This window comes from Providencia sp. PROV122 (assembly GCF_028482365.1).
In the GTDB taxonomy this organism is placed as follows: domain Bacteria; phylum Pseudomonadota; class Gammaproteobacteria; order Enterobacterales; family Enterobacteriaceae; genus Providencia; species Providencia stuartii.
This window is the reverse complement of record NZ_JAMPQI010000001.1, coordinates 1-21,583: the sequence shown is the minus strand read 5'-3', so window position 1 is coordinate 21,583 and position 21,583 is coordinate 1. Positions and strand designations below refer to the sequence as shown.

24 protein-coding genes and 1 pseudogene are annotated in these 21,583 nt (G+C 38.9%); 16 read left to right on the top strand and 9 right to left on the bottom strand.

Features of this window, described 5'->3' with window-relative positions:
- Window positions 1–5: 5 nt before the first annotated feature.
- Window positions 6–1,349: an NCS2 family permease gene (locus PSE69_RS00135; RefSeq protein ID WP_036941381.1), complete on the top strand. Its 1,344-nt coding sequence runs from the start codon at window positions 6–8 to the stop codon at window positions 1,347–1,349.
- Between the two features lie 37 nt (window positions 1,350–1,386).
- On the opposite strand, the gene PSE69_RS00130 is transcribed toward PSE69_RS00135, so the two are convergent.
- The 4 genes from PSE69_RS00130 to PSE69_RS00115 form a co-directional block, all read right to left on the bottom strand.
- A complete protein-coding gene (locus tag PSE69_RS00130) occupies window positions 1,387–1,590 on the bottom strand; it encodes a hypothetical protein (RefSeq protein ID WP_121875132.1) in 204 nt (67 codons plus the stop codon).
- A gap of 64 nt (window positions 1,591–1,654) precedes the next feature.
- Window positions 1,655–2,806, bottom strand: a complete 1,152-nt coding sequence (locus tag PSE69_RS00125; protein ID WP_014656610.1) for a lactonase family protein — start codon at window positions 2,804–2,806, stop codon at window positions 1,655–1,657.
- A gap of 399 nt (window positions 2,807–3,205) precedes the next feature.
- Entirely contained in the window at window positions 3,206–3,610 is a 405-nt protein-coding gene (locus PSE69_RS00120; RefSeq protein WP_004922750.1) for a RidA family protein, read from the bottom strand.
- An 83-nt stretch (window positions 3,611–3,693) separates the two neighbouring features.
- A complete protein-coding gene (locus PSE69_RS00115; protein WP_004922753.1) occupies window positions 3,694–4,626 on the bottom strand; it encodes a helix-turn-helix domain-containing protein in 933 nt (310 codons plus the stop codon).
- 87 nt (window positions 4,627–4,713) lie between these two features.
- On the opposite strand from PSE69_RS00115, the gene tetC reads away from it, so the two are divergent.
- Entirely contained in the window at window positions 4,714–5,307 is a 594-nt protein-coding gene (gene tetC, locus PSE69_RS00110; RefSeq protein ID WP_000428546.1) for a tetracyline resistance-associated transcriptional repressor TetC, read from the top strand.
- A gap of 112 nt (window positions 5,308–5,419) precedes the next feature.
- Here tetC and tet(B) read toward each other — a convergent pair whose 3' ends face one another.
- Window positions 5,420–6,625, bottom strand: coding sequence for a tetracycline efflux MFS transporter Tet(B) (tet(B), locus tag PSE69_RS00105; protein WP_001089072.1), 1,206 nt, complete (start codon window positions 6,623–6,625; stop codon window positions 5,420–5,422).
- An 81-nt stretch (window positions 6,626–6,706) separates the two neighbouring features.
- Between tet(B) and tetR(B) the strand changes: the two genes are divergently transcribed.
- On the top strand, window positions 6,707–7,330 hold the full coding sequence (tetR(B), locus tag PSE69_RS00100; RefSeq protein WP_183124523.1) for a tetracycline resistance transcriptional repressor TetR(B): 624 nt from the start codon (window positions 6,707–6,709) through the stop codon (window positions 7,328–7,330).
- Here tetR(B) and PSE69_RS00095 read toward each other — a convergent pair.
- The 3 genes from PSE69_RS00095 to PSE69_RS00085 are packed head-to-tail and all read right to left on the bottom strand — an operon-like array spanning window position 7,308 to window position 8,701.
- Entirely contained in the window at window positions 7,308–7,994 is a 687-nt protein-coding gene (locus tag PSE69_RS00095) for an ArsR/SmtB family transcription factor (RefSeq protein WP_001284954.1), read from the bottom strand. The two genes, tetR(B) and PSE69_RS00095, sit on opposite strands and share 23 nt — an antisense overlap.
- Window positions 7,995–8,001: 7 nt before the next feature.
- The gene (locus PSE69_RS00090; RefSeq protein ID WP_000460651.1) at window positions 8,002–8,388 is read right to left on the bottom strand and encodes a hypothetical protein; all 387 of its coding nucleotides are present in this window, start codon (window positions 8,386–8,388) and stop codon (window positions 8,002–8,004) included.
- On the bottom strand, window positions 8,381–8,701 hold the full coding sequence (locus PSE69_RS00085; RefSeq protein ID WP_040132382.1) for an antibiotic biosynthesis monooxygenase family protein: 321 nt from the start codon (window positions 8,699–8,701) through the stop codon (window positions 8,381–8,383). The genes PSE69_RS00090 and PSE69_RS00085 overlap by 8 nt, the downstream gene beginning before the upstream one ends.
- Window positions 8,702–9,144: 443 nt before the next feature.
- Here PSE69_RS00085 and gltS point away from each other — a divergent pair, with 443 nt between their 5' ends.
- From gltS to PSE69_RS00065, 4 genes are all read left to right on the top strand, one after another.
- Window positions 9,145–10,350 carry a sodium/glutamate symporter gene (gene gltS, locus PSE69_RS00080; RefSeq protein ID WP_000599533.1) on the top strand — a complete coding sequence of 402 codons (1,206 nt, stop codon included), beginning with the start codon at window positions 9,145–9,147 and terminating at the stop codon, window positions 10,348–10,350.
- A 230-nt stretch (window positions 10,351–10,580) separates the two neighbouring features.
- Entirely contained in the window at window positions 10,581–11,486 is a 906-nt protein-coding gene (locus PSE69_RS00075) for a LysR family transcriptional regulator (RefSeq protein WP_121875130.1), read from the top strand.
- Window positions 11,487–11,542: 56 nt separating this feature from the next.
- Window positions 11,543–12,784 (top strand): D-amino acid dehydrogenase, encoded by a 1,242-nt coding sequence (locus PSE69_RS00070; protein ID WP_036941455.1) that lies wholly within the window; start codon window positions 11,543–11,545, stop codon window positions 12,782–12,784.
- A gap of 9 nt (window positions 12,785–12,793) precedes the next feature.
- Window positions 12,794–13,144 carry a RidA family protein gene (locus tag PSE69_RS00065; RefSeq protein ID WP_004922788.1) on the top strand — a complete coding sequence of 117 codons (351 nt, stop codon included), beginning with the start codon at window positions 12,794–12,796 and terminating at the stop codon, window positions 13,142–13,144.
- A gap of 163 nt (window positions 13,145–13,307) precedes the next feature.
- On the opposite strand, the gene PSE69_RS00060 is transcribed toward PSE69_RS00065, so the two are convergent.
- Entirely contained in the window at window positions 13,308–13,577 is a 270-nt protein-coding gene (locus PSE69_RS00060; RefSeq protein WP_004922790.1) for a DUF1471 domain-containing protein, read from the bottom strand.
- A 290-nt stretch (window positions 13,578–13,867) separates the two neighbouring features.
- Here PSE69_RS00060 and PSE69_RS00055 point away from each other — a divergent pair, with 290 nt between their 5' ends.
- The 9 genes and pseudogenes from PSE69_RS00055 to PSE69_RS00005 all read left to right on the top strand — a co-directional run bounded on the left by PSE69_RS00055 (window position 13,868) and on the right by PSE69_RS00005 (window position 21,513).
- On the top strand, window positions 13,868–15,520 hold the full coding sequence (locus tag PSE69_RS00055; RefSeq protein WP_121875129.1) for an alpha-keto acid decarboxylase family protein: 1,653 nt from the start codon (window positions 13,868–13,870) through the stop codon (window positions 15,518–15,520).
- Window positions 15,521–16,181: 661 nt separating this feature from the next.
- Window positions 16,182–17,999 (top strand): RHS repeat-associated core domain-containing protein, encoded by a 1,818-nt coding sequence (locus PSE69_RS00040; RefSeq protein ID WP_272674899.1) that lies wholly within the window; start codon window positions 16,182–16,184, stop codon window positions 17,997–17,999.
- 12 nt (window positions 18,000–18,011) lie between these two features.
- Window positions 18,012–18,602 carry an imm11 family protein gene (locus PSE69_RS00035; RefSeq protein ID WP_071599657.1) on the top strand — a complete coding sequence of 197 codons (591 nt, stop codon included), beginning with the start codon at window positions 18,012–18,014 and terminating at the stop codon, window positions 18,600–18,602.
- 260 nt (window positions 18,603–18,862) lie between these two features.
- Window positions 18,863–19,078: a hypothetical protein gene (locus tag PSE69_RS00030; protein ID WP_014656622.1), complete on the top strand. Its 216-nt coding sequence runs from the start codon at window positions 18,863–18,865 to the stop codon at window positions 19,076–19,078.
- 12 nt (window positions 19,079–19,090) lie between these two features.
- A complete protein-coding gene (locus PSE69_RS00025) occupies window positions 19,091–19,687 on the top strand; it encodes a hypothetical protein (protein WP_014656623.1) in 597 nt (198 codons plus the stop codon).
- Between the two features lie 456 nt (window positions 19,688–20,143).
- A complete protein-coding gene (locus PSE69_RS00020; protein ID WP_225829627.1) occupies window positions 20,144–20,308 on the top strand; it encodes a hypothetical protein in 165 nt (54 codons plus the stop codon).
- 30 nt (window positions 20,309–20,338) lie between these two features.
- Window positions 20,339–20,419, top strand: a pseudogene (locus PSE69_RS00015) (RHS domain-containing protein); the annotation flags it as partial.
- 48 nt (window positions 20,420–20,467) lie between these two features.
- Window positions 20,468–20,659, top strand: a complete 192-nt coding sequence (locus PSE69_RS00010; protein WP_014656624.1) for an RHS repeat-associated core domain-containing protein — start codon at window positions 20,468–20,470, stop codon at window positions 20,657–20,659.
- Window positions 20,660–21,009: 350 nt separating this feature from the next.
- Entirely contained in the window at window positions 21,010–21,513 is a 504-nt protein-coding gene (locus tag PSE69_RS00005; RefSeq protein WP_053110412.1) for a hypothetical protein, read from the top strand.
- Window positions 21,514–21,583 lie beyond the last annotated feature (70 nt).

Below are 21,583 nucleotides of genomic sequence, written 5' to 3'. Positions count from 1 at the left end.
AATTTATGGCTGACAATATGATTAATGCGCCAACATCAGGGAGTTGGCTAGAAAAACGTTTTGCATTGCGCGCTCGAGGGAGCACCGTCAGAACAGAGTTCTTAGCAGGGGTAACAGGTTTTCTTGCTGCCGCTTATTTGTTAGTTGTGATCCCCGGGCTGCTCGCCGCTGGGGGAATGGATAAAGGTGCCGCAACAACAGGCACGATCATTGTTTTTGTGCTGGCGAGTCTGCTAATGGCTTTCTATGCCAACCTTCCTTTCGTCGTTGGACCAGGCATTGGCGGCTCTGTACTGGTAGGTATCACACTTGCAGGTAGCGAAGGGATTAACTGGCAAATTGGTTTGGGCATAGCTTGTTGGTCAGGCATTTTATTCTTCCTGCTCACTAAATTTGGTTTACGCGAAGTTGTCACTCGTTCGGTTCCTCAATCGATCAAACTTGGGCTAACCGCCTCTATCGGTTTATTTGTTGCCGTTCTCGGTTTTCGAAATGCAGGTTTAGTACTTGCTAACCCTAAAACCAACGCCTTGATGTTAGGTGATTTTTTATCACCGGGGGCATTAGTGGCTTTGGCTGGTTTCTTTGTCGCCATCGCCTTGCAAGCACGACGTATACCCGGAGCTATTTTATGGGCAATTTTATTTGCCACCGTTATAGGTATTCCTTTTGGGGTCACAAAATTACCCGATAGCTTTATTGGTATTCCTCATTCAGTAGGCCCTGTATTCGGAGAGGTTGACTTAATTGGCGCCTTAAACATCGCCTTCTTACCCTTTTTATTTGTATTTTTTGCCGCTGAATTTTTCTCGACGATGGGCACGACACTGGCTGTCGGTGGTGAAGCGGGGTTACTTGATAAAGAAGGCAATATGCCGAACATTAACCGCCCATTTATCGTTGACTCAATTGCAGCCGCACTCGGCCCATGGGTAGGCATTCCTGCGGCAACCGCTTTAATTGAGTCTTCAGCGGCTGCGGAAGCCGGCGGTAAAACGGGACTTACGGCTCTTGCAGCGGCCTTTATGTTCCTATTAATGCTACTGTTTACACCAATTGCTTTAATGATCCCAGCGCAAGCCACCGCGCCTGCATTAATTTTGATTGGACTAAATATGTTCAGTGGACTACGTAAAGTTGACCTTGCAAACTTTACGGATGGTTTACCTGTTTTAATGATGGTGATGATCACATTGATCGCCAATAGTTTCGGTACGGGTATTGCAGGTGGCCTACTGTTCTATATTCTGATTAAAGCTGTTGCAGGGAAATGGAGAGAGATCCCTATAAGCTTATGGGTATTAGCTGTACCACTCGTCTACTATTTTTCTACGCTGGTCAAACACTGATCATATAAGCACCCAACAACTGTTGGGTGCTTTCCCATTAATCAACCTTAATTGAAAAGCAATTACAGCCACAGTGAAAACGCACAATTTGAGATTGTTTAGGCTGTTTACCTTGACGCTTACTGATTGAATTTTCAATTTCAACCGCACGCTTAATTTCATTGATTTCGAGCCGTGACAGACGCTTATTATTCCCTGTTGCACTTCGAATACGTTCATTCCCTAATTTTTCACCGGACATTGCAATTTCCTTTTCTCAACTCGCATTGATCGCACTTATTAGCACCACCAATAAAACCTGTAAGTTATTTTGTCTCACTGACGACCATTTGTGAAGGGGCGCCAATCGGTACATAGTCATCAACAAACACCAACTCCCCTGTATTCGGTTCAACCTTAAAACGGGTAATATTGTCACTACGTTGGTTCATAACATATAAATATTGACCGTCTGGAGACAATGTTAATGTTCTTGGGTAATCCCCTCGTGTCCATGTTTGTGATACTTTGCTGAGTGAACCCTCTTCATTAATACTAAAATGTGCAACACTATTGTGTAAACGATTTCCAACATAGAGATGTTTACCATCTTGGCTCTCTACAATACCCGAAATAAAATTTGTGCCTTTATAATTTTCAGGTAACGTCGAAACTGTCGCCTTCTCTTTTAAAGTACCTTTTTGTTTATCAAATTGATATTCAGTTAATGTTGATGCTTCTTCATTAACCAACCAAACTCTGTCTCCTAATTTAGAAAAAACAAAATGGCGAGGGCCAGCACCTTTTGATGATGCCATAATGTATGGGGGATCATTTGCAATTAATTTTCCATTCTTTCCATCAAAGCGATATTGATAGATGCGGTCAAGACCGAGATCTGTGGTAAACACATATTCCCCTGAAGGGTCGGTTGCTATCATGTGAGCATGAGGCCCGTTATGATCACTGATAGCAAAGCTCCCCTCAACTGCCGCTTCAGGATAGGCGGCCCCAGCAGGGCCATCATGTTGAATAACTTCACTTGCAGGTAATAGACCGCCATCATCTCGAATAGGAAGCACCGACACAGCACCACTATGGTAATTCGCAACCAATAAGTAGCGCCCATCTGGGGTTATCGATAAATAAACAGGGCCATCCCCTCCAGATGAAACATTATTTATCGCCTGTAACTCCCCATTATCCTTAACCTGCCATGCATGAACCGTTCCCTTTTCTGTTTCACTCCCTGCATACAGCACTTTACCATTTTTTGATAAAACCAATTGTGCAGCATTTGTAAGTGGAGCGGCTAAAACTTTACGGCTTAATTGCCCCGTTTGATTATCGATATCAAAACGATATATTCCTTCACCATTAGGGCTATAAGTTCCAACCCACGCAAATTGAGGAGCGGCAACCAAAGAAGTACTCGCAAACATAAATGACGCCGCCCAGATAGATAACTTATTTGCCATGATAAATTTTCCTAGTTAAATAACAATACACGCTCATATCTTGGTATATGACCGAATATGAGTATTAAACTTAACCACTACATTGGTAGAATAGAAAAATCATCTATGACTGTGCAGCCACATTATTTCCATTTTCTCGTGGAAATAATCTACTAACTAGCGTTATCCATTTCCACTTAGCTGGTGTTACACATTAACAACTGGCTTTGTTGATAAAATTGAATTTTAAAATCAATCTGGATAGGTAATTTAACTTTAGTATGTATTTTTATTTTTGAGATAAGCGTCGCGCTATTGAACAAAAATCATCATTATTTAATCATCAATAACAGTCTGTATTTCACCTAGATTTTATTGAGTTGGCGAAAACCGATAATTAATATTATCGGTTAATCTCATTTAATTAAGCACTGCATGGGCTTCAATTTCAATCAGCCACTCTGGCAATGATAACCCCGTAACGATCACCCAAGATGATGCTGGTGGCGCCGAGGTAAACTTTTCTTTTAGTGCCTGAGATATCGCATTTTGCTCTTCATCACTATCACAACCTTGCTTAATATAAATCCGCAGCATAACAACATCATTCAGCGTTCCGTGGGCTTCTTTAAGGACATACTCGATATTTTTAATTGCTTGAATGGTTTGCTCATAAATACCACCAGCCACGGTTTGTTGATTCGCATCAACACCAACTTGCCCAGAGAGAAAAAGCTGCCGAGTACCTGTAGTTTCAATAGCTTGACTAAATCCATACTGCAATGAATTAAAAACAGATGAAGGATTAATTGATTTTTTTGACATATTATCTCATTTTAAAATAATCGTATTTTGAATAAAATACCTTTTCATATTTAAACAAAGCTTGAACAAACTAGTTTTCAGTGTTAGTAAATTGGCACAAAATATTCTATTTCAATTTCTTTTATTGGTAATTCTACATTTTCTTTATTATTAATATATTTTTCAATATCCACCCCTTCACGACGAAGTAACCCTAGAGAAGGCAAAGAATAAAGATAAAGATTTAAGCTAAAATCACGGTATTCAGCCAAAGAGCCTTTAAATGAAAACTTTGCGTACTTTCCACTAGGTAAATAAATTTCTTTAAACTGGTTGTGATCAACAATTGGATCTATTGCTTTTAAGCCAATCTGGTATTTCACTTGCACCATGTGTGATCTTTTCTCTGTTTTCTGATAATTGATCAACACATAGCATTCTTTTATTTTTAAATTTGTCGCCTTAAAAAAATCATCCCAAAAACTTCCCCTAATATTTTCATGCAATAATCCAACCTCATCTAATGAAGATAGATACTGATACTCTTTAATATGCAAAGTATACTGTTCACACTCAACAATTTGAGGAATTGCTAAATAATCAATATCGAAATTGATAGGTGGCTGCATTGCCTCCAATTCCCATAATTTATTACGCCGATAATAACTTGGTGTAACCTTAAAAATGTACTTAAATCGACGTGTAAAAGATTGTTGGGAATCAAATTGATATTTTAATGCGATCTCAAGGATAGTTTTTTTCGTCAACCTCAACTCAACAGCCGCTTTCGTCAAACGACGAGCACGAATATAGCTAGCCAGTGTGACCCCTGTTACTTTTTTGAACAGCCGCTGAAAATACCACTTGGTATAACCCGCTTTATTCGCCACATCATCAAGCAGTAAAGACTGATCTAAATTATGTTCAATCCATAATAGAACATCTTTGATAACCGTTGTATGAAACTGCTTATCATCATATCTTAATTGGATGTTATTAGCTTTATTTTGATAGCGAGAATGCTGTTCAATATACATAAAATAACCTAAATGTTCTTAAGATTGTCACGACCACATCATCATGATACCATAAACATACTGACGGTATGTTATTTTAGATCTATCATGGAAAATAAAAATCATCAACAAGAAAATTTTAAGAGTACCTATCAATCACTGGTTAACTCAGCACGAATATTGTTTGTTGAAAAAGGCTATCAAGCTGTTTCAATAGATGAGATCTCGGGAAAAGCGTTGGTGACCAAAGGTGCCTTTTATCATCACTTTAAAAATAAAAAACAATTACTCAGCGCCTGTTATAAGCAGCAATTAATTATGATTGATGCCTACATCACAACAAAAACTGATTTAACAAATGGTTGGTCTGCCTTAGAAAGTATATTTGAACATTATCTTGATTATATTATTGATAATAATAAAAACCTTATCCCTATCCAAGAAGTGATGCCTATCATTGGTTGGAATGAACTTGAAAAAATTAGCCTTGAATACATTACTGGTAAGGTAAACGCCATTGTCAGCAAATTGATCCAAGAGAACCAACTTAAAGCTTATGATGATGATGTGCTTAAAAACTTACTCAATGGCTGGTTTATGCATATCGCAATACATGCGAAAAACCTAAAAGAGCTTGCCGATAAAAAAGGCCAATTTATTGCTATTTACCGCGGCTTTTTATTGAGCTTGAAAGATAAATAAAATAGATAGGTTTTATTTGAAGCTAAATCTTCTTTATCGTAAAAAATGCCCTCTTGGGTTATCAAGAGGGTCATTATATTTCGCGGAATAACATCATTTGGTGACGAAATAACTAAGCACTTGTCTCCTGTTTACTCCCCTGAGCTTGAGGGGTTAACATGAAGGTCATCGATAGCAGGATAATAATACAGTAAAACGCTAAACCAATAATCCAAATCCAGCCATCCCAAATTGGTAGTGAATGATTATAAATAACAGCAAACAGTAATGGGCCAATAACACCGGTTGCATTGGTAAGGCTCACCAATAATCCCTGTAAAGCACCTTGCTGATGACTCTTTGTTTGGATAGACATCACTCCCTGTAATGCAGGTAAAGCGATCCCACCACCAGCCAATAAAATTAAAACAGGGAAAACTAACCAACCTTCAGATATAAACGCTAAAAAGGCAAATGCACTACTATCTGCAATAAATCCGAGCAGTACTGCCGTTTTTTCGCCCCATTTAGTGGCTATTCTTCCTGCCACAAAGGCTTGGAATACTGAGTGTAAAAGACCAAGACCCGCTAATGAAAAGCCAACCATCATGCTATTCCATCCAAAACGATTTTCGGTAAATAGCACCCACACCGTTGCGGGAATTTGGCCTATCAATTGCGCTGAAAAATAAATAATCAACAAAATGGGCATCGTTTTAAATAAAGTGATGTATACCGAATTCGATTGCGTCTCAACCCCTACTTCGGTATCTGTATTATCACGCGTATTTTTGGTTTCACGGAACCAAAACATAACCACAAGGAAAGTGACAATATTTAGCAACGCAGCGATAAAAAAGGGACTATGCGGTGAAATCTCTCCTGCAAAACCACCAATAATAGGCCCCGCTATTAAACCAAGCCCAAAACTTGCCCCTAACCAACCGAACCACTTCACGCGTTGAGAAGCTGAGGTGGTATCGGCAATGACCGATGCCGCGACAGCCCCAGTAGCTCCTGTGATCCCTGAAAGCAAACGGCCTAAATACAGCATCCAAAGCGCACTTGAAAAAGCCAGCAATAAGTAATCCAGCGATGCGCCTATTAATGACAACAACAGCACTGGGCGCCGACCAAATCGGTCAGACATTTTTCCAAGCCAAGGAGCAAAGATAACCTGCATTAACGCATAAAGTGCAAGCAATACGCCAAAGTGGTTAGCGATATCTTCCGAAGCAATAAATTCACGTAATAACGTTGGCAAGACTGGCATGATAAGGCCAATCCCCATGGCATCGAGTAACGTAATTACCAATGCGATCTTTGTCGAACTATTCATTTCACTTTTCTCTATCACTGATAGGGAGTGGTAAAATAACTCTATCGATGATAGAGTGTCAACAAAAATTAGGAATTAATGATGTCTAGATTAGATAAAAGTAAAGTGATTAACAGCGCATTAGAGCTGCTTAATGAGGTCGGAATCGAAGGTTTAACAACCCGTAAACTCGCCCAGAAGCTAGGTGTAGAGCAGCCTACCTTGTATTGGCATGTAAAAAATAAGCGGGCTTTGCTCGATGCCTTAGCCATTGAGATGTTAGATAGGCACCATACTCACTTTTGCCCTTTAGAAGGGGAAAGCTGGCAAGATTTTTTACGTAATAACGCTAAAAGTTTTAGATGTGCTTTACTAAGTCATCGCGATGGAGCAAAAGTACATTTAGGTACACGGCCTACAGAAAAACAGTATGAAACTCTCGAAAATCAATTAGCCTTTTTATGCCAACAAGGTTTTTCACTAGAGAATGCATTATATGCACTCAGCGCTGTGGGGCATTTTACTTTAGGTTGCGTATTGGAAGATCAAGAGCATCAAGTCGCTAAAGAAGAAAGGGAAACACCTACTACTGATAGTATGCCGCCATTATTACGACAAGCTATCGAATTATTTGATCACCAAGGTGCAGAGCCAGCCTTCTTATTCGGCCTTGAATTGATCATATGCGGATTAGAAAAACAACTTAAATGTGAAAATGGGTCTTAAAAGCAGCATAACCTTTTTCCGTGATGGTAACTTCACGGTAACCAAGATGTCGAGTTAACCACCCTTTAGATTCATAAAGCGAAAATAATGCGGCTCCAACGTACCCACCTAAATGGAAACGGCGTTCACTCCAATCTAAACACGCACAACAGATTTTACGTGAATGTTTGGAAGGAACGTCAATTCCCATTTCATGAAAATATTGAATACCACTTAATGTGATCATTGAACCATTTTCAGTGATCCATTGCTGTTGACAAAGGGAATCATAGATCTTAACGGCAACTTCACCAGCTAAATGATCATAGCAAGTACGTGCTTTTCGTAAATGCACTGGCGTGGAAACTTTGGCATGTACGCCATGGTTTAAGGAGATCCCCATCATACTTTCCATCAATTCAGCAATATCTTTTCCTGCTAGCCGAAAATAACGATGCTTGCCTTGAGCTACTACTGTGATTAGCTGGCAATCTAATAATTTAGATAAATGACTGCTCGCCGTTGAAGCTGATATATTCGCCACAGAACTTAGCTCAGTGGCCGTCCAAGCTCGCCCATCCATCAAAGCACTGAGTATTTTAACTCGTGAAATGTCAGACATAGCCGCCCCTATCGCGGCTATTGAGGACTCAAAGGTAACCTCTTTTCGTATTAAATTAGCCATCGCAAGTTCACTTTATTGCCCAAGGGAGCGTAACAGATGCAGCCATACTATCATTGTCCGTTATTAATATCAGTTGGTTAGCATGGTCACTGTATTGCACTAAAATATTAATGTTATTCTCCGCCAATACTCGTGCTATTTCGCCAAGTTCCCCCGGTTTTTCCTGTTTTAACTTACGAATTAATGGTGTCCGGATCGCAAGTACTAACAGTCCAGCTTGCTCTAGCGCTATTTTAGCTTCCTTTCCTTGTTCAACAAGAAAATGAGCATGGCATTCATCACCAACCGTAAATATCCCTCCCCCTTCCAATCCAATACCTTTATTACCTAATGTTTTTCCTAGTAATGCTAATTGTCCTATTTGATTGTCTAAAACAACGTGAACATCAAACATTATCCTTGTCCTTTTTAAATGAATATTCGCGAGTAATATGAGCAATACTAATTTTGTAAAAATCAAATATTGACTCTCGCCCTTCTTGTTGAGCTTTCGCATGTAAAACATGATTTTTCCATTGCAGAACTGCGTATTCGTTTTCCCACCAAGATAGCGATAATATTTTTCCTTCTGTAGCTAAACTTTGAAAACGTTCAATTGAAATAAAACCAGCTACATGACTTAATAGTGGTCTTAACTCCTCAGCTAAAGTCAAATAGCGAGTTTGTTGGTCGGGTTGTATTTGCACCTCAAATATTACAGCAATCATATTTTTCTCCGTTATTAATCAACAAACAGAGTAATCCACCCGAAAATTAACACTTCGATAAGCAACGAAATATAGAAAGGTCATGCTGCTGTTTTATGTTGTATATCACACTTCTTTAAATTGCTCGGCCTGCGCTTATCATGTTCCCCTTCTCTTATAATTTTGTTTATTATTTATACTTTTTTATTTTTTGCTATCACCGAAAATAGTGCGGATCCCGCATGGTATTCAGGTTTACCCATCATTAAATACCATTGTTGTTATTTTAACCTTTTTAATATTTCATGATTAAGATCACACTTAAATTATGACCCTATTAACTAAAAGTTATGGATACCCTAATAAAACTCATTGTTAAAAATTAGTTAACCAAAGTAACTTCATTTTTCACTATTGTTAAATTGTTATAGTGAAAATTCTGGTAAACTAATAGAGGTAAAAAAATGATCCTAGATGCCAGTTATACATTATTAGTCGCATGTATCGCGCTACTCATAGGAATGTTTGTCGTAAAATTTACCCCGTTCCTACAAAAAAACCACATACCAGAAGCCGTCGTTGGTGGCTTTATTGTTGCAATTGTTCTGTTAATTATTGATAAAACATCAGGTTATTCGTTTACTTTTGATGCTTCATTGCAAAGTTTATTAATGCTCACATTCTTTTCCTCTATCGGGCTAAGTTCTGACTTTTCTCGACTGATTAAAGGAGGAAAGCCGTTAGTTCTATTAACTATTGCAGTAACGATCCTAATCGCCATTCAAAATACTGTCGGCATGAGTATGGCTGTCATGATGAATGAAAGTCCATTTATTGGCTTAATTGCAGGTTCAATTACTCTAACAGGTGGTCATGGTAATGCCGGAGCATGGGGCCCTATTCTCGCTGATAAATATGGTGTAACAGGCGCCGTTGAATTAGCGATGGCTTGTGCAACACTTGGATTAGTGTTGGGTGGTTTAGTTGGCGGCCCTGTTGCCCGTCATCTTTTGAAAAAGGTCTCTATTCCTAAAACAACCGAGCAAGAGCGCGACACTATCGTTGAAGCTTTTGAGCAACCAAGCGTCAAAAGAAAAATCAATGCAAATAACGTTATTGAAACCATTTCAATGCTGATTATCTGTATTGTTGTTGGTGGCTATATCAGTGCATTGTTTAAAGATACTTTTCTGCAACTGCCTACTTTTGTCTGGTGTTTATTTGTCGGTATTATTATCCGTAATACACTGACTCATGTATTTAAACACGAAGTGTTTGAGCCGACCGTCGATGTATTAGGTAGCGTTGCTTTATCGCTTTTCTTGGCAATGGCGTTAATGTCATTAAAATTTGGTCAATTGGCAAGCATGGCAGGGCCAGTATTAATTATCATTGCTGTACAAACTGTTGTCATGGTGCTATTTGCCTGCTTTGTCACCTTCAAAATGATGGGCAAAGATTATGATGCTGTCGTGATCAGCGCGGGTCACTGTGGCTTTGGTATGGGAGCAACACCAACAGCAATTGCGAATATGCAAACAGTCACAAAAGCATTTGGACCATCACATAAAGCTTTCCTTGTCGTTCCTATGGTCGGTGCCTTTATTGTTGATATTTCAAACAGTATCTTAATTAAAATATTTATTGAAATTGGTACATACTTTACCTAATAGCTACACACTACTCGGCGTACTTCTCCTAACAATTTATTATAGGGCAGTATGCCGAGCCGCTTTCTTACCCCGTATATTCCCCTAATCAATCTATTTAGCTTGCACGTTTACGAATTAATTCTCGTGACAACTAAACCAAAATTTGAATTATGACGAGTATATCTGATTATTTATACTTTATTCGTTAGAATAGTCCGTAGAAATAAATAATCAGTAGGCTACATGGAATGAAATTAAGACATCTCGATATCTTTTATGCTGTAATGACTTGTGGTTCCTTAACGCGTGCGGCTGAAGTTTTACATATTTCTCAACCCGCGGCGAGTAAAGCACTCAAACATGCTGAGCAACAATTAGGGTTAGTATTATTCCAACGAATTAGAGGGAAATTATTACCAACCGATGAGGCTTTACTACTTTTTGATGAAGCAAAAGAAGTTTATCGAAATTTAGACCGCTTAAGAATATTAGCGCAAAATTTATCCAAAAACCCTCAGGGAAAATTAGCGATTGGCTGTTTACCAAGCCTAGGTTTAAACTTAGTACCTGAAGTCACCGCTCTGTTTATTAAAAAACACCCCAATATAAAATTAACGATTGGCACCCATCATACCGTCGATATCATGCAATTATTAACCCAACAAGACCTTGATATTGGTATTGGTTTCAATTTGGCTATTGAAGGCGGAATTACGGTATTACCCATCGCTGAAATCCCCCTTGTTTATGTTGATACGCAAAAACATGAAGGTCCTGTTTCATTAGCTGATATTGACCAAGATCGTTGGATACATCCAGGTTCAGACTCATTAGCGCAATTATTACAGCAATACCATGAGTTCTCGGTTTCAAATATTAGTGTGCATACCTACCACATGGCGGCTGAATTTGTTCGAGCAGGATTAGGTTGCAGTATTACTGATATTTTCTCTGCTGAGCACACATTACCAAAATCGATGATCTATCCACTCAAAGAGGATCTGCATTTAGCTGTTTCAGTTTTCCATCGTGCGGATAGACCATTGACTAAAGCGGCTCAAAACTATGTAAATACTTTGTCACTAACCCTCGAAAAAAGAAATAAAGTAGTTAACCAAAGGTTATACTCTGGCAATGAAAACTCAATTGTTTAGTTAACTTATTCGCCGTTAAATAATAACTCCTCAGTTATTATTGGTTGCGGATAATTATGAAAAAACATGTGGTGGTTATTGGTGCAGGTGTCATTGGCCTTAGTACTGCATATGCTTTAATCAAAGCGGGTCATGCCGTCACTTTATTAGAATCAGAATCTGATGTCGGCATGCAAACAAGTTTCGCCAATGGCGGACAACTTAGCTATCGCTATGTTTCGCCGTTAGCAGATGCAGGAGTACCATTACAAGGTTTAAGTTGGATGGGGAAAGATGATTCACCATTGAATTTAAAAATACAATTTTCCCTGCAACAATGGGCTTGGTTAACTCAATTCACCTTAGCTTGTAATCGCAAAACAAATAAAATTAATGGTGCTCACCAACTACGCCTCTCTTTACTCAGCCAAGAGATCATGAATATCTGGCGTAATAATGGTGATATCGGTGACTTTGCTTGGGAAAAATCGGGTAAACTAATTATTCACCGTGACCAAAAAAGCTTTAATAAAGCTTGCGAAACCATCGACAGTCAATTTCAAAAGGTTTTAAATCCGACTGAAATTACCGCCTTAGAGCCATCATTAAAGAATATTCAATCACAGTTAGTGGGCGCAATTTATGCTCCTGATGATGAAAGTGCAGACTGTTATTTATTCTGTAAAAACTTACTCCAATATTTATCAACTCAAGCAGATTTTACACTATGCTTACAACATTCTGTTGTTTCATTTATTAAAGATGATAAGCGAATTACAGGTGTTATTACTCCGCAAGGAACAATTTCTGCTGATGATGTCATTGTATGTGCCGGAAATGGAAGCAGGAAACTGCTAAAAACATTAGGTATTCATGTACCAATGCTTGGCTTAAAAGGCTATAGCCTTTCTATTCCTTATCCAGAAAAAGAACATGTGGTGCCTAAAATCAATGTAACTGATTATGGAAATAAAATTGTTTATGCAAAACTTAATCAGCAACTTCGCATCGCCGCAATGGTGGATATCGGTTATGACAAATTAGGCTTGCGTGATAACCGAATTTCCGCCTTAAAAAATATTATTAAAAACACATTCCCTGATGTAACAAATATTGAAGATGCCGAAACATGGTGTGGATTACGTCCATCAACACCAAAAGGGCCACCAATATTAGGCAAAACTGGATATAACAATCTTTGGTTAAATATTGGTCATGGTAGCTTAGGGTTTACCTTAGCCGCTGGCAGCGCTCAAATTCTCAGCCAATTAGTTTCAGGAGAAACATCTCCCATCTCTTTAACTGGATTAACGAGGTAATACAACAATATGATCAAACGTAATAATCCAAAGCCACGTTTAGCTGATAGCGTTGAATATGCAGGCTTAGTTTATTTATCAGGACAAGTTCCTAATGATTTAAATGGTGATATCACAGCTCAGACACAAGATGTACTTGCAAAAATAGATACTCTATTAGCTGCAAGTAACAGTGACAAAACACGTATTCTTTCAGCCCAAGTTTGGATCAAAAATATGGAACGTGATTTTGCTGCTTTTAATGCTGTTTGGGAATCATGGATGCCAACAGAGAATAGCCCTGCACGTGCTGCCGTTGAAGCAAATATGGCTAGAGAGCAAGTGCTTGTGGAAATCATGGTAACCGCTGCGCAACGTTAGTGCCGATTTCAATAACGATACTTTGGCCTAAAAAAGCGCTTTATATTCCATGGGCGTTTGACCTTTGCATATCACTCTCAACAGGTTAATCCCTACCTAAAAAATAACTAAGTTGCATCGTTCCCTTTTAATAAAGGGTGAATGATACAACTTAGTTTAATGATTATTTTTTATATAAGCTGGCCGTTACCGAAACATCGTTTCCACTTCCTTCAGACTCAACCGAAGTAATAACAAAATATTCAGCACCTTTCTCATCCGCTTTTTGAGAGATTGCCTTTACATAATCAGCAGATACACCATCATTCATAACAACATTGACCGTGCCTGCAAATTTCAAATACAGAGATTTTGTATAATTAATTTCTGTCGCCCCAAACGCTAATGGACTTAATAATGCAAAAGATAATACAAGTATTTTTAGTTTTTTCATAATAAAGCCACCTTAACAATAATTTTTTGTTTATAAACAATAAAAAACGTTAATGACTTATATTTGTTCTGTCAATGACTACACTATCTAATTCGTTTATTCCTTTCTAGATTGAAAATATTGTTAGCTCTTAATAAACAAAAGATTACCCTACATTCTCATTTTTAAGCTTTATTATATTATTTTATTTATATAACAGCGATCACATAGAGCAGTTCCATTTAAACTCATCTACAAATGATATTTCATTATTCATTACCGACTGTCTTAAAAGCATAATGGAGAAAATGATGAAAAAAACAGTGGTACAATATTTATTAACTCGATTATACGATATAGGTGTTAGCGATATTTTTGGTGTTGCTGGGGATTATTCATTTCCAATTAATGATGCCATTTGTGAAAATAATAAAATGCGTTGGGTTGGCTGCTGTAATGAATTAAATGCAGCATATGCTGCAGATGGGTATGCGCGAATAAAAGGTATAGCTGCATTATCAACAACATTCGGTGTTGGTGAACTCAGTGCTATCAATGCTATTGCGGGCTCTTACGCTGAATATTTACCTATTTTTCATTTGGTAGGTATGCCATCTAGCGGTGCACAGGAAAGTAAAAAAATTCTTCATCACTCTTTAGGAGATGGGGATTTCACTCTGTTCTATAAAATGTTTCAACCTATTAGTTGTGCGCAAGCAATTCTTACCCCTGAAAATTGTATTGAAGAAGTAGAACGGCTGATCACATACGCTTTATTTAAGCGCCAACCTGTCTATATCGGTATTCCATCCGATTATGCTGAAATGCCTATTCATACAAATAAACGGTATTCAGTATGCACTGATATTCCCCAAAGTAATAATCAAAACCTAACCAAAGTTATTAATGTAATTTTAAATAAACTATTAACTAGCCAAAAAATTAGCCTACTTCCGGGAATTTTAGCTTCTCGTTTAGGATTAACCGATGAGCTTCAAACCCTAATAAATAAATCAAACTTACCTTATGCTACCATGATTATGGATAAAGGGGTACTCAATGAAACAGCATCTAATTATATGGGCATCTATTATGGACATTTAATAAATACCCCTGTTAGTGAATATATAGAAAGCAGCGATTGTATTATTAGCATCGGTGCAATGATGACGGATATGAATACGGGCTGTTTTACTGCCGCTATCCCTTCAGAATATCATATCAATATCATGCCTGATTATGTCAAAATTGGTTCTACAGTATACTCTCAGGTGTATATGAAGGATGTACTCGCTAAATTGAAAGAGCGAATTCCCTCATTTCATCAAAACCACCCTAAAGTTCAATGCTTAGATGAATCATTGTTCACCGGCTATCAATCAATATCGGCTGAATATCTATATTCTCGATTCGAAAAGATGTTTAAAGAAAATGATATTATTTTTACTGACACAGGAACCCCATTAATGGGTTTAGTCTTTGCACAACTTCCTAAAGGGGTTCAATTCTGTAACCAAACCTTGTGGGGGTCTATTGGATGGTCTACTGCCGCCGCTTTCGGAGCGGCTTTGGCAGCACCTAAGCGCAGAGTGATCTTAATTACAGGGGAAGGGGCTCATCAGTTAACAGCACAAGAAATTTGCCAGTTTGCACGTTTTCAATTAAAACCGATTATTTTCATTATCAATAATGATGGGTATCTATTTGAGCGCTTAATATGCAAAGATCCGGAAGCTTATTACAATGATATCGCTAAATGGGATTATGAAAAATTACCCGCTGCATTAGGTTGTCATGATTGGAATTGCCAAAAGGTAACACGTTGTAATGAACTTGATATCGCCATCAATCATGCAGAGTCATCCCCTTTTGCATCCTACATTGAAGTGGTCACTGATAAATACGTTGCACCTGAGCTTGCACATAAATTACGGGGAGCATTAGATTCGTTATACTCTTCTTAATATGAAATAACTATTATGATAAGAACTGGCAGCTGGTTATTAAACAATCAAAACCTTGCCAGTTAAAGAAATCTCTTCACTGGAGCAAACGACCGAATACCGCTATGACTATAAAACTACACTGCGCCCCACCGTCCGCATTGATGCCAAACAGGGGCGCAGCGAGTTCCTCTGAACAAAACGCGGACAATTACTGCGTCATACCGACTGTTCTGGCAAGCAGCACTACTGGCATTATGATGATGAAGGTCGTTTGGTTTCTCACACTAACGCCTTACATGAAGCCACAGAGTACTACTACGATAATGCAGGACACATCACGCGCATTGTGTTGCCGGATAATTCTACCGTTCAATTGGCCTAGAATGCCGCGGGGCTCCTCACCCATCACCAACGCAATGACAATACTCCGCGTCAGTGGCAATACAACGCCTTCGGTCGCGTCACAACGGAAATCGATAAACTCGCTCGACATATCCATTACCATTACAATGCTGAAGGCGTATTAATTTCAATTGAAAACGCCAATGGCGGACGTTACCTACTCAACCGTGATGCCGAAGGCCGACTCATCGAGGAAATCAGACCGGATGATACGCTGCTTCAATATCGCTATAACAGTTTCGGACGTTTAGCCGAGGAAACTCGTTTAGGCGACCGCGTGTTCCCTTCCCCAGCTCGCACGGTGTTGTTACAGTATGACCCCGCGGGTAACCTTGTTCAACGGGAAACATTAACTGATAGCTATCAATACCAGTGGGATAGCCTAAACCGCCTGTTGGTGGCGTCGAGGCAACCGAATCAACTCGGTCTTGAAATGGGCTTGCAAGCGAACCAAGTTCACTTTACCTACGATGCCCTTGGGCGTATTACCCGTGAGCAAACGGGCGATGATATCGTCGAATTTGCTTACGATGAACTCAATAATCTGAGCTGTCTGACGTTACCTCAAGGTGACAGCCTAAACTGGCTCTATTACGGTTCAGGGCATGCCACTGCCATCAATCACCTTATCGACGGCACCCCGCACTTAATCACCGAATTTGAACGGGATGACCTGCACCGTGAAATCAGCCGTACCCAAGGTGCTCTAACCCAATATCGACAGTACGATAAGCTGGGACGGACGATAAGTACCTTCAGCTCACGCAATAAACCGCATCCACTCAACGGCATTGCCTCATCACGAAAATGGTTTTACGACGAGCAAGATAATCTCGGTGCGATGGAAGACCATTATCGGGGTTGGGTGGAATACCTGTATGACTCTGAGCAGCGGCTGAAGAAAGTCTCCAGTGGCGAAAACATGGATGCCATGCTGTTCTATGACCGTGCGGATAATCTGTTAGAGCGTCCTCAGTCAGAAATCGAGGTTCAAACGCCATCAACGCCAGTCCTAAGCCCACAAGGGGATAGGCTACTTCAATTTCAAGGCTGGCAATATCGCCATGATGCGTACGGTAACGTGATTTCACGCGAACACCCTAACCAAGTCAAACAAACGTATCAGTATGATGGGGATAACCGTTTAGTTATCGCCCAGACCAGTGACGTGAAAGCCCAGTATCACTACGATGCACTGGGTCGGCGCATTCATAAAGTGGTCGAGTCACGAGCTCATGGCAAGCTAACACGCCATGAAACCCATTTTGTCTGGCAAGGGCTGCGATTGCTGCAAGAACAGGATATCAATACCGGTAAACACCAAACCTATTGCTACGAAGAACACGGCAGCTATACCCCACTCGCCGTTATCGTGAAGCAACCCAGTGGATACCACTATTACTGGCATCACTGCGATATTAACAGTGCCCCACTTGATGTCACCAACGAACAAGGCAATACGGTGTGGTCAGGGAAATATGAACGCTTTGGCTTTGTTCGCAGTAGCCCATTGAGTTTCTACTCCGACCCAGATCGCAAGATGGAGTCCTTTGAGCAGAACTTACGCTATGCTGGACAATATTTTGACAATGAAACCGGATTGCATTTTAATACGTTCAGATTCTACGACCCACAGATAGGCCGTTTTATCATGCCCGACCCGATTGGGTTATTGGGTGGGATGAATCTGTATGCTTATGCACCTAATCCGTTGGGATGGATTGACCCATGGGGGTTAGCTGCTTCTGGTGATTATAAAGAAATGCCTGTCATGCCTGGTTTTCAGAAACACCATAACATTCCACAATCGATGGCAAATCATCCAGCGATTATAAGTTCAGGCTATGATATTAATAATAGTCAAAATATTACTCAATTACCATCGTCTAAAACTGCGATTGAGCAAAATCCAGAAAGGACGGTACATCGAGGGAGGCATAATAAAGCTTACGATAGTTATATTAGCAATGAGCTTGATAAGATACATGCTAATAATGCAAGCCCAGAGATAAAAAGGATGCAGATTCAAGCTCTGTCAGATGATGTAGGTAATCGCCTAAGAACCAAACAAATAAAACTTAACAATGCCTGTTAGTAGGAAGATAAAATGAGTTATATAATTTCTAGTATTACAAATACATTTAACTTACTTGAATATTGCCATAATACCTCTGTGGACTACACTCTATTCCGTGAAGGAATTAGTTTAAAAGGAAACTGTTTTCAGATTAATTATAAGGCAAAAAATAAAGCTAGCTTGAATAAAATAAAGAAAAACCATATTTTATTTACCACAGGCATTGAATTAGTTAGTTCAGAACTTCGAGAAGTTCTAGAAAAAATAGCACCAACCGAGGTTGAGTTTTTTGATGCAAACATTTTTTTTGGAAATTACGTACTACATAGCTACAGTGCTATCAATGTGTTAACAAAGATAAATTGTTTTGATATGGAAAAAAGTGAATTTACATTAACTAATTTTGACCCCCATAATCCCCAATATGCATTTTTATATACAGTACTGTTAGATGAAATACCATATTCTTTCGATATTGTAAGAAGTGAAGAAACTCCCAATACAATAGTTGTGAGTGATAAGCTAAAAATAGCTATCATTAATGCAGGGCTAAAAAATATTGAATTTTGCAAATCAATTGATTTGACCCCTAAAAATAGAAGTTCCTGTGAAACTAGTTAAATATTTGTTTTCCAATTTAATCATGATACAGCGGATGATAACCACTACTAAACGAATTGCGTCACAATCCTATAAAGATAAATAAGATTATATCAGACACATATGGATGATATTCCGGATCAATTGATTAAAATAATGCAGGAATAGTTAGACATATAGAAGGTGGCAGACAAGCAGGTACTAACGTTGAGTTGCGGGAAACCTATTTACCACCACTAAACCCAGCTGAAACAGGTCGTAAGGGAGGATCTTACACCGACATGACATTTACTGATGCTAAAGGTCGCACGGTTTACATTCAGACTGTAGACAAAGGCAAAGTCAATGGTATGACGCAGTATGAATGGGATAATGCCGTTCGAATCACCCAACAAAATCCAAACGCTGTTGTTATTACCGTGCCTAAAGGTAACACTTTACAGCCGGGAGCATTGAATGTTGACAACATGCTTGCTGGCACAGTCACACAACGCTAAAAAGGATTCTATATGACAGCTAAAGTTAAACTGCCTGGTATTGAAGTTTTTATGAGTAAAGTAGATGAAGATAACTTTTCAAAAGCCTTGGGTGATTATTTTAAAGAAATTAAATTCATTGACAATTATGTTTGGGATACTCTTGATCCCCCTGTAAGAAATTCGATTTCCTTATGTTATGGTGCAATAAATTCAAACGTTACAATCATCAATAGTGATATAACTAGTATAAGTGATTATAAAAATAACTATGTATTTCCACGCCCAAACAACGCTGGTTTTTCGGGTAGTTTCGTCGGTAAAGGATTAGTTCAATTTATTCACTCAAAGGAAGCTGATTTTGCAGCAGGATGCTTGAGAAATGGGACAATATCAGCTTCTTATAAACCAGCAGAAGACCCTGAAACAGAGGCATTCGTTAAAGGAGTTTGGAAAATCTTCAAAAAAGGAGCCAAAAAGGTTTATGCTATTAACAGGGAAACGGGTGAATTGTATCGTGACAAACCTGAAACTCGGTATTTTGCTTGGCCTGATGCTGCAAAAATTTATGATGGTACAGATGGTCGCTACTTAACAGCTACCGCATTTAATTTTTATATTGCTAAATAACAAGTATAGAAGGCAGTTTTACCTGCCATCTCAGACTGCTAACAAACATATTATGTTTGGCGGCAAGTCTAATAGGTTTTGAAAATAAATTACGAAAATCAATTTATTGATTTTCGGCTGATAACACAAAGTGGGAAAAACCACGCTTTTATCCCGCTTTGCCAACAACCTCACACGGTGTGCGACCAGACCTTTTGAATAACCCAACGCTTTTCCGATCTCATCATAAGTTGGGGGTGCCCCGTCTTCTTTGATGCATTTAACCAAATACCCACCATTAAGCCCACATTCTGATTATCAGGTTAAAGAATTATTAGGGGTTACCTAGACTTACAGGAGGCGCTCTACCTTCATATTTTTCATAACGATCAGCAGGGGCAACCCTGCTTTTCAATATTTGCCTTACAGGCATAGCCTTCTTGAAATAACAATGCACTGAGTCGTCATATTCATAAAGTGGTTGAATCACGGGCTCACGGCAAACCAACACGCCACGAAACCCATTTTGTCTGGCAAGGACTACGGTTACTGCAAGAGCAGAATATCAATACCGGTAAATGCCAAACCTATTACTGCGAAGAACACGGCAGCTATACCCCACTCGCCGTTATTGTGAAGTAATCCAGTGGATACCACTATTACTGGCATCACTGCGACATTAGCAGTGCCCCACTTGATGTCACCAACGAACAAGGCAATAGGGTATGGTCAGGGAAATATGAACGCTTTGGCTTTGTTCGCAATAGCCCATTAAGTTTCTACTCCGACCCAGATCGCAAGATGGAGTCCTTTGAGCAGAACTTACGCTATGCTGGACAGTATTTTGACACTGAAACAGGATTACATTTTAATACCTTCAGATTCTATGACCCACAGATAGGCCGTTTTATCATGTCCGACCCAATTGGGTTATTGGGTGGGATAAATCTGTATCAGTATGCACCTAACCCGCTAATGTGGGTGAATCCTTGAGGATTGACGGAGGCTTTAATTTATAAAAATCCCGGACATCATGAACCCGGGTATTTACCAGGTAGACAAGTGCCATTCAATAGCTCCAAAAGCATAATACCACCTAACGCTGAAGAGCTCTTTAAACTTAGTCAGTTAGACCCTAATGACTCAAAAACGAGTTAGGTCAAAATTGGGGAAGGTAAAAAAGCTGTTTGGCATAGATTCCAAAGTAGTGCTGCTGATGGCTCAGGACCATTCCATTGGAATGGTTCAACGGATGGTGTTGATATTAGAGGCAAACCTAGAGCTATAGATCCAAGAAATGTCCCTAAGTATGCAAAAAATATGGAAGGTATAAAACCGTGCAAATGAAGACAAGACTTATAGGAAAAAAAAATACTCTTGCAGTCGAATATTTTTTTGAAAATAAGGAGAAATTTATTGGCCGAGCAAAGTTTTGGATTAATGACTTATTTTTTGGAAGCTTAGACGATACAATTTTTTTTGATGGCTACTTAATCGGTGGGCTCAATGAAATTTTAAACAAAAAACACTTAAATCAAAGATATTTGCTTGATAATTATTGTTCTACTTATGAACTATTAGAAGCAGATATCTTAGACTTTAATGGTGAAGAGTATGAGTTAGCCGAAAATTTTAATGTGAATTTAGGAACTTGGTCAGATTATTTTAATATATATTCATACAAATTAACCGATGAAATTGGTGCCATTTTATGGAGATTTGTTGATACTAGTGAATCATTGAAGGATTTAATAGATTATCCTAAAAATATCTTCTATGAAGAGTTTAGATATGATGAATTGCGTCATATAGTGAATGATCTAACCCTACTAAAGCTTGACCAGTAAAGAACTTTATCGTAGTTAAGCTAGAAGATATTTCAATCTTCTAGCTTAACTATACTGATACACGTGCTGA